This is a genomic window from Clostridium sp. (assembly GCF_034179595.1).
Lineage (GTDB): Bacteria > Bacillota > Clostridia > Clostridiales > Clostridiaceae > Clostridium.
On the sequence record NZ_JAXFPT010000038.1, the window covers coordinates 1 to 9,106 of the forward strand.

At 35.0% G+C, this 9,106-nt stretch carries 6 protein-coding genes; all 6 read right to left on the reverse strand.

Annotated features, from left to right (window positions below; translation table 11 throughout):
* Positions 1-338, reverse strand: a 338-nt coding sequence (locus tag SPJ33_RS04370) for a GTP-binding protein (protein ID WP_321116751.1), incomplete at its 3' end; no start/stop codon positions are given.
* A 184-nt stretch (positions 339-522) separates the two neighbouring features.
* A complete protein-coding gene (gene fusA / locus SPJ33_RS04375) occupies positions 523-2,595 on the reverse strand; it encodes an elongation factor G (RefSeq protein ID WP_321116752.1) in 2,073 nt (690 codons plus the stop codon).
* 74 nt (positions 2,596-2,669) lie between these two features.
* Positions 2,670-3,140: a 30S ribosomal protein S7 gene (gene rpsG / locus SPJ33_RS04380; RefSeq protein WP_321116753.1), complete on the reverse strand. Its 471-nt coding sequence runs from the start codon at positions 3,138-3,140 to the stop codon at positions 2,670-2,672.
* 147 nt (positions 3,141-3,287) lie between these two features.
* The gene (rpsL, locus tag SPJ33_RS04385) at positions 3,288-3,662 is read right to left on the reverse strand and encodes a 30S ribosomal protein S12 (RefSeq protein ID WP_204596775.1); all 375 of its coding nucleotides are present in this window, start codon (positions 3,660-3,662) and stop codon (positions 3,288-3,290) included.
* A gap of 215 nt (positions 3,663-3,877) precedes the next feature.
* Positions 3,878-7,414: a DNA-directed RNA polymerase subunit beta' gene (rpoC, locus tag SPJ33_RS04390; RefSeq protein ID WP_321116754.1), complete on the reverse strand. Its 3,537-nt coding sequence runs from the start codon at positions 7,412-7,414 to the stop codon at positions 3,878-3,880.
* Between the two features lie 20 nt (positions 7,415-7,434).
* On the reverse strand, positions 7,435-9,106 hold a 1,672-nt coding region (locus SPJ33_RS04395), incomplete at its 5' end, for a DNA-directed RNA polymerase subunit beta (protein WP_321116755.1).

Here is a 9,106-nt window from a genome sequence, read left to right on the forward strand (position 1 = left end):
ATAGGACCATCTGCAGCTGAAACAACTAAGATAGCTCCATCCATTTGTGCAGCACCAGTAATCATGTTTTTAACATAGTCAGCATGTCCTGGGCAGTCTACGTGAGCATAGTGACGTTTGTCAGTTTCATACTCAACGTGAGAAGTATTAATAGTAATACCTCTTTCTCTTTCTTCAGGGGCTTTATCGATATTAGCGTAATCTACGAAGTCTGCTTTTCCTTCGTCGGCTAAAACCTTTGTAATAGCAGCAGTTAATGTTGTCTTACCATGGTCTACGTGACCTATTGTTCCAATGTTAACGTGTGGTTTACTTCTTTCGAATTTTGCTTTTGACATTGTTATTCCTCCTTTATTGTAATGACATATTGTCATTATTGTACTAATATATTTATTTAAAATATTTAGTATAAAATATTTAGTATAAAATATTTAAACCATTAGGTAAAAATATATTCAATTTATATAATAGAGAGATGCTACTATAATTGTAGCATTCTCTTATTTATAATTTCATAAAGAATTACTTAGCTTTCTTTCCTGCTACTTCTTCTTGAATGCTCTTAGGTACTTCTTCATAGTGGTCAAATACCATTACATAAGTTCCTCTACCTTGAGTTCTTGATCTTAATGTAGTTGCATATCCGAACATTTCTGATAGTGGAACGAACGCTCTGATAACTTGACGTCCATTTCTTTGTTCCATACCTTCGATTCTACCTCTTCTTGAGTTGATATCACCCATTACATCTCCCATGTACTCTTCTGGTACAATTACTTCTACCTTCATTGAAGGTTCTAGTAATACTGGATCTGCTTTCTTCATAGCGTTCTTGAATGCCATTGATCCAGCAATCTTGAATGCCATTTCTGATGAATCGACATCATGGTATGAACCATCGAAACATTTTACTTTGAAGTTTATAGTTGGGAATCCAGCTATAACCCCACTTTCAGCTGCTTCTTGGATACCTGCGTCTACTGCTGGTATATATTCTCTTGGAATAGCTCCACCAACGATAGCGTTTTCGAATTCATATTCTCCTTCTGTTGGCATCATTTCGATCCAGCAGTGTCCGTATTGTCCTCTACCACCAGATTGTCTTACGAACTTACCTTCAGCCTTAACAGCCTTCTTGATAGTTTCTTTGTAAGCAACTTGTGGAGCCCCTACGTTACATTCAACTTTGAATTCTCTTTGTAATCTATCAACGATGATATCTAAGTGTAATTCACCCATACCAGCGATGATTGTTTGACCAGTTTCTTGGTTAGTCCAAGTCTTGAATGTTGGATCTTCTTCAGCAAGTTTTGCTAAAGCTATACCCATCTTTTCTTGACCAGCCTTAGTTTTTGGTTCGATAGCTATTTCTATAACTGGTTCTGGGAATTCCATACTTTCTAGGATTATTGGGTTTGCTTCATCACATAAAGTATCCCCAGTAGTTGTGTTCTTTAATCCAACAACTGCTCCTAAGTCTCCAGCTCTTAATTCGCTTATTTCTTCTCTTGAGTTAGCGTGCATTTTAACTAATCTACCGATTCTTTCTTTCTTACCCTTAGTTGAGTTAAGAACGTAAGTACCACTTTCCATAACACCTGAGTAAACTCTTGTGAATGCAAGTCTTCCTACGAATGGGTCAGTAGCTATCTTGAATGCTAATGCTGACATTGGAGCATCATCGCTAGCTTCTCTTTCTAATTCTACATCTGGATCATCAACTGATATACCCTTTACTGCTGGAATATCTATTGGTGATGGTAAGTAATCAACAACTAAGTCGATCATTTCTTGAACACCTTTGTTCTTGTATGATGAACCACAGATTACAGGAATTATTTCATTATTGATAGTAGCTTTTCTTAAAGCAGCCTTTAATTCTTCCTTAGTTAGTTCTTCACCATCTAAGTACTTCATCATTAATTCTTCATCAGTTTCAGCTATAGCTTCTATCATAATATTTCTGTATTCTTCAGCCTTATCTTTTAATTCAGCTGGAATTTCAGTTCTTTCGATGTCTTTTCCTAAATCATCTTTGTGGATAAGAGCAACGTTTTCCATAAGGTCTACCATACCTACGAAAGTATCTTCTGATCCTATTGGAATTTGGATAGCTACAGCATTAGCTTTTAATCTATCTCTTACTGAGTTGATACAAGCATAGAAATCTGCACCAGTTGCATCCATCTTATTTACATAGATTGCTCTTGGTACTCTATAGTTATCTGCTTGAGTCCAAACAGTTTCTGTTTGTGGTTCAACCCCACTCTTTGCATCTAAAACAGTGATAGCACTATCTAGACATCTTAATGATCTTTCAACTTCAACAGTGAAGTCTACGTGTCCAGGAGTATCGATTATATTTATCGCATATCCTTTCCATTGACAGAATGTAGCAGCTGAAGTAATTGTTATACCTCTTTCTTGTTCTTGTGCCATCCAGTCCATTTGTGAAGCACCATCGTGTGTTTCACCAATTTTATGTGTTCTACCTGTGTAGAATAATATACGCTCAGTAGTTGTTGTCTTACCAGCGTCTATATGAGCCATAATCCCTATATTACGAAACTTATCTAAAGGATATTGTCTTGCCATAATAATTCCTCCTCTCAATGAGTAATTTTAAATTAAACAAAACTGTTTTGGCAGAAGCCAAAACAGTATTTAAATTAGTATCTGTAGTGAGCGAATGCTTTGTTAGCTTCAGCCATCTTATGAGTATCTTCTCTCTTTTTAACGGCAGCTCCTGTGTTGTTAGCAGCATCTAATAATTCTCCTGCTAATCTTTCACACATTAATTTTTCGCCTCTTTTTCTAGCAGCATCTAGCATCCATCTGATACCTAAAGTCTGTCTTCTTTCTGCTCTAACTTCTATTGGAACTTGGTAAGTTGCCCCACCTATTCTTCTAGCCTTTACTTCTAGTAATGGCATTACGTTGTTCATAGCTTCTTCGAATACTTCTAAAGCATCTTTACCAGTTTTTTCTGCTATTGTTTCAAATGCTTGGTAGCATATTTTTTGTGCTACTCCTTTTTTACCGTCAAGCATGATTCCGTTTATTAACTTAGTAACAACCTTTGAGTTGTACACTGGATCAGCTAAAACGTCTCTTTTTGCTATATGTCCTTTTCTTGGCACTTTTCTTCCCTCCTTAACAATTTGAATTTAAGTTCATCGGTACTCGATATCAATGATATCGCAAAGTGCTTCTCTCATCATCTATATAAACTTAATTCATAAATCTATGTAAACTTTGAAGATAAGCACTACATGAATTTAAGAATCCTATTTCTTAGGTCTCTTAGCACCGTACTTTGATCTTCCTTGCATTCTGTTAGCTACACCAGCACAGTCAAGTGCTCCTCTTACGATATGGTATCTAACCCCAGGAAGGTCCTTTACTCTTCCACCTCTTATAAGAACAACACTGTGCTCTTGTAAGTTGTGTCCTACACCACCAATGTATGCAGTAACTTCATATCCGTTTGTAAGTCTTACTCTGGCAACCTTTCTTAAGGCTGAGTTAGGCTTCTTAGGAGTTGATGTTTTAACAACTGTACATACTCCTCTTTTTTGTGGACAGTTTTTTAATGCTGGAGCTGTTGATTGGTTCGCAGCAACTTTTCTTCCTTTTCTTACTAATTGGCTTATAGTTGGCATTCTTTCACCTCCTGAATTTTATTTATCTATAAAAAATTATTAGATAAACCTAATTTATATTGTCTACAAATTTAAAGTCTTAAATAAAAACTTCATGAGACAAAGCATAACTTTGCCTCAATGAAGTATTGTAGGCAATTATCTTGTTGTATATTTTATCAAACATACAACTCGTATTTTAACATTTAAGAATACACATGTCAACAAAATTAATTCTATTCAACATTTACCATGATATCTTCTTCATTTATGTCTTCTTCAACATCTAGTCTTGCTGATCTATATCTCATCATTCCAGTACCAGCTGGAATTAATTTACCTATTAATACATTTTCCTTTAATCCTACAAGTGGATCAATCTTACCTTTAATTGCAGCTTCAGTAAGAACTCTTGTAGTTTCTTGGAATGATGCAGCTGATAAGAAACTATCAGTAGCAAGAGCAGCCTTAGTTATTCCAAGTAAAACTTGATCTCCTTTTGCTTCTTCTCCACCGAATTCTCTTACTCTAGCATTTTCTTCTGCAAAGTTGAACATATCTATTGTAGTTCCTGGTAAAAGATTTGTATCTCCTGATTCAGTTACTTTTATCTTTCTAGTCATTTGTTTAACAACTACTTCTAAGTGCTTATCGTTGATATCAACACCTTGTAGTCTATAAACTTTTTGAACTTCTGATAAAAGATATTTTCTTGCCCCATCAACGCCTTTAATAGCCATTATGTCATGAGGATTTACTGAACCTTCTGTAATTTCATCTCCAGCTTCAATGTAATCATCATTTGAAACTTTGACTCTTGAACCAAATGGAATATCATAACTTACTTCTTCTCCATCTGCTCCCATTACATGAACCATTCTCTTTTTCTTAGTTTCTTCAACTCTTACAGTACCATCTATTTCACTTACAATTGCAAGACCCTTAGGTTTTCTTGCTTCAAATAATTCTTCAACTCTTGGAAGACCTTGTGTAATATCTCCAGCTGATGCAACCCCACCTGTGTGGAATGTTCTCATTGTAAGCTGTGTACCAGGTTCTCCGATTGATTGAGCTGCTATTATACCAACAGCTTCCCCTATGTTTATCTTTTGAGCTGTTGCCATGTTCATACCATAACATTTAGTACAAACACCTATCTTGCATCCGCATGTAAATACTGATCTAATTTTAACTTTTTTAACACCAGCATTACTGATTTTTTCAGCTAATTCTGCATCCATGTATTCATTCTTTGAAACTAATTTTTCACCAGTTTCTGGATGTAATACATCTTCTGCTGAATATCTTCCTGTTAATCTTTCTTTTAATTCTTCAATTATTTCGTTACCTTCTTTTATTTCAGTAACAAATATACCTTCATCAGTTCCACAATCTTCTTCTCTAACTATAACATCTTGTGATACATCAACAAGTCTTCTTGTTAAGTATCCTGAGTCAGCTGTTTTAAGAGCTGTATCGGCATTACCTTTTCTAGCTCCGTGAGTTGAGATAAAGTATTCAAGCACGTCAAGACCTTCTCTGAATGAAGCTCTAATAGGTAACTCAAGGATTTTCCCTGATGGACTAGCCATAAGTCCTCTCATACCTGCTAATTGTTTGATCTGTGACTTAGAACCTCTGGCTCCAGAGTCAGCCATCATGAATATAGGATTCCACTTATCCAAACTATCCATTAATGCATTGGCAACATCTTCTGTTGTCTTAGTCCATTTTTCTATAACTCTTTCATATCTTTCATCTTCTGAAATGAAACCTCTTTTATACATTTTTTCTATCTTTTCAACTGTTTCATCAGCTTCTTTTAATAGTTCATACTTTTCTGGAGGTACTATCATATCAGATGCAGCAACTGTAACTGCTCCAATTGATGAATAATGATATCCTAAAGCTTTTATTTTATCAAGCATTATTGAAGTTTCTGTTGGACCATGCTTCATATAACACTTATCTATTATTTTACCTAATGATTTCTTAGTTATTAAGAAATCAACTTCTAAATTAAACATTTCTTCTGGATTGTTTCTATCAACAAATCCTAAATCTTGAGGAATTGATTCATTGAATATTAATTTACCTACAGTAGTCTTAATTATTCCAGATTTCATTTCCCCATTTACTTCTCTGAACATTTTTACAAATATGTCTGCATGAATATCTATTGCCTTAACTTCATAAGCCATTATAGCTTCATCTTTTGACATAAAGTATTTACCACTGCCTAATGCACCTTCTTTTTCCATAGTGATATAGTAAGAACCAAGAACCATATCTTGAGTAGGTACACAAACTGGTTTACCATCTGATGGTTTCATTATGTTACCAGCTGCAAGCATTAAGAATCTAGCTTCTGCTTGAGCTTCAACTGATAATGGTACGTGAACAGCCATTTGGTCACCATCGAAGTCAGCATTATATGCTGTACATACTAATGGATGAAGTTTAATAGCCCTTCCTTCTACTAATACCGGTTGGAACGCTTGAATACCAAGTCTGTGAAGAGTAGGAGCACGGTTAAGTAATACTGGATGGTCTGTAATTACTTCTTCTAATACATCCCATACTTGTGGCATAACTCTTTCAACCATTCTCTTAGCACTCTTTATATTATGTGCTATTCCATCTTGAACTAATTTTTTCATAACAAATGGCTTAAATAATTCAAGTGCCATTTCTTTTGGAAGACCACATTGATACATTTGTAATTCTGGTCCAACAACTATAACTGATCTACCAGAATAGTCAACTCTCTTACCAAGTAAGTTTTGTCTAAATCTACCTTGCTTACCTTTTAACATATCTGAAAGAGATTTTAATGGTCTGTTTCCAGGACCAGTAACAGCTCTTCCTCTTCTACCATTATCTATAAGAGCATCTACAGCTTCTTGAAGCATTCTCTTTTCGTTTCTAACAATTATATCAGGTGCTCCTAAATCTAATAATTTCTTTAATCTATTATTTCTATTTATAACTCTTCTATAAAGGTCATTTAAATCTGAAGTAGCAAATCTTCCACCATCTAATTGAACCATTGGTCTTAAATCTGGTGGTATTACAGGTATTACATTTATAATCATCCATTTTGGATCATTTCCTGAAGTTCTAAATGATTCTACAACTTCTAATCTTCTGATTATTCTTACTTTCTTTTGACCTGTGCTATGTTTTAACTCTTCCTTTAATTCTTTTGAACTAGCTTCTAAGTCAATTTCACCTAAAAGATCTTGAACTGCTTCAGCACCCATTCCAGCTACGAAGCTTTCTTCACCATATTTATCTATAGCTTCTCTATATTCTTTTTCATTAAGAAGTTGTTTCTTTAACAATGGTGTTTCCTTTGGGTCAATTACAACATATGATGCAAAGTATAAAATCTTTTCTAATGATCTTGGTGACATATCAAGTATTAATCCCATTCTTGATGGAATTCCTTTAAAGTACCAGATGTGAGAAACTGGGGCAGCAAGTTCAATATGCCCCATTCTTTCTCTTCTTACTTTAGCTTTAGTAACTTCAACTCCACATCTGTCACAAACTATACCTTTATATCTAACTCTCTTATATTTACCACAGTGACATTCCCAGTCTTTCATAGGTCCGAATATTCTTTCACAGAATAAACCGTCTCTCTCTGGTTTTAAAGTTCTATAGTTAATTGTTTCTGGTTTTTTAACTTCTCCCCTTGACCATTCTCTGATTTGTTCAGGAGATGCTAAGCCTATTTGTATGGCATCAAAATTATTTAATTCAAACAAGGGTAATCCTCCCTTCAAAATTAGTGTTCATCGTTAAAATCATCAAGTTCTAAGTTATCTTGAAATTCCTCTAACTGAAAACCCTTAAAATCTTCTTCATCTTCTTCAATTTCTGAAGTATAGCTGTCTTCAGTTTCTAGTACTGGTTGTTTATCAACAAACTCTTCTGTACCCTCCATGTTTACTTCTAAATCTGCTGAATCATCATCTTCACTAAACTCTTTAAGTTTTACTTCTTCATTTTCATCATTAAGAACTCTAATATCTAAGCAAAGTGCTTGTAATTCCTTTATAAGAACCTTAAATGATTCTGGAATTCCTGGCTCTGGGATGTTTTCTCCCTTAACTATTGCTTCATAAGTCTTAACTCTACCAACAACATCATCTGACTTAACAGTTAAGATTTCTTGTAATGTATGAGCTGCACCATATGCTTCTAGTGCCCAAACTTCCATTTCCCCAAATCTTTGACCACCAAATTGAGCTTTACCTCCAAGTGGTTGTTGAGTAACTAATGAGTATGGTCCAGTTGATCTTGCGTGAATCTTATCATCAACTAAGTGAGCAAGCTTTAAGATATACATTATACCAACAGTAACTTCGTTATCAAATGCTTCTCCTGTTCTACCATCATATAAAACAGTCTTTCCATTTGCATTATATCCTGCATCTCTTAAGCATTGTTCTATATCTTCTTCAGTCGCACCATCAAATACTGGTGTAGCAATGTGCCATCCTAATGCACTAGCTGCCCATCCTAAGTGAACTTCTAGTACCTGACCGATATTCATACGTGATGGAACCCCTAGTGGGTTTAAGCAGATTTGTAGTGGTCTTCCATCTGGTAAGAAAGGCATATCTTCTTCAGGAAGTATTCTTGAAATAACCCCCTTGTTACCATGACGTCCAGCCATCTTATCTCCAACTGATATTTTTCTTTTTTGAGCTATATAGCATCTTATAAGTTCATTAACACCTGGATTTAATTCGTCGCCGTTTTCTCTAGTAAATACTTTAATATCTACTATTATACCAGCTTCTCCATGTGGAACTCTTAATGAAGTATCTCTAACTTCTCTTGCTTTTTCACCGAAAATAGCTCTTAATAATCTTTCTTCTGCTGTTAATTCAGTTTCACCTTTTGGAGTTACTTTACCAACAAGGATATCTCCTGATCTTACTTCAGCTCCGATTCTGATTATTCCTCTTTCATCTATATCTTTTAAAGCATCTTCACTTACATTTGGAATATCCCTAGTTATTTCTTCAGGTCCAAGTTTAGTGTCTCTTGCTTCACATTCATATTCTTCTATATGGATTGATGTAAATACGTCTTCTCTTACTAATTCTTCTGAGATTAGCATGGCATCTTCGTAGTTATAACCTTCCCAAGTTATGAATCCCATTCTGATGTTCTTTCCTAATGCTATTTCTCCTAAATCAGTTGAAGGACCATCTGCAAGTACTTGGTTCTTAAATACCATTTCTCCCATTGAAACTAGAGGTCTTTGGTTTATACAAGTACCTTGGTTACTTCTCTTGAATTTAAGAAGTTTGTAAGTATCTATTCCACCATCTACGTCTCTCTTAACTTTTATTTCACTTGCACTAACGTAGCTTACTACCCCTGCATTTTTAGCTTTAGGTAGTACCCCTGAGTCAGCTGCTGCTCTAAATTCTATTCCTGTACCA

Bases quoted from the DNA above. Each gene is read 5' to 3' on its own strand.
- fusA (WP_321116752.1), bottom strand. From the start codon at position 2,595: ATGGCAAGACAATATCCTTTAGATAAGTTTCGTAATATAGGGATTATG.
- rpsL (WP_204596775.1), bottom strand. From the start codon at position 3,662: ATGCCAACTATAAGCCAATTAGTAAGAAAAGGAAGAAAAGTTGCTGCG.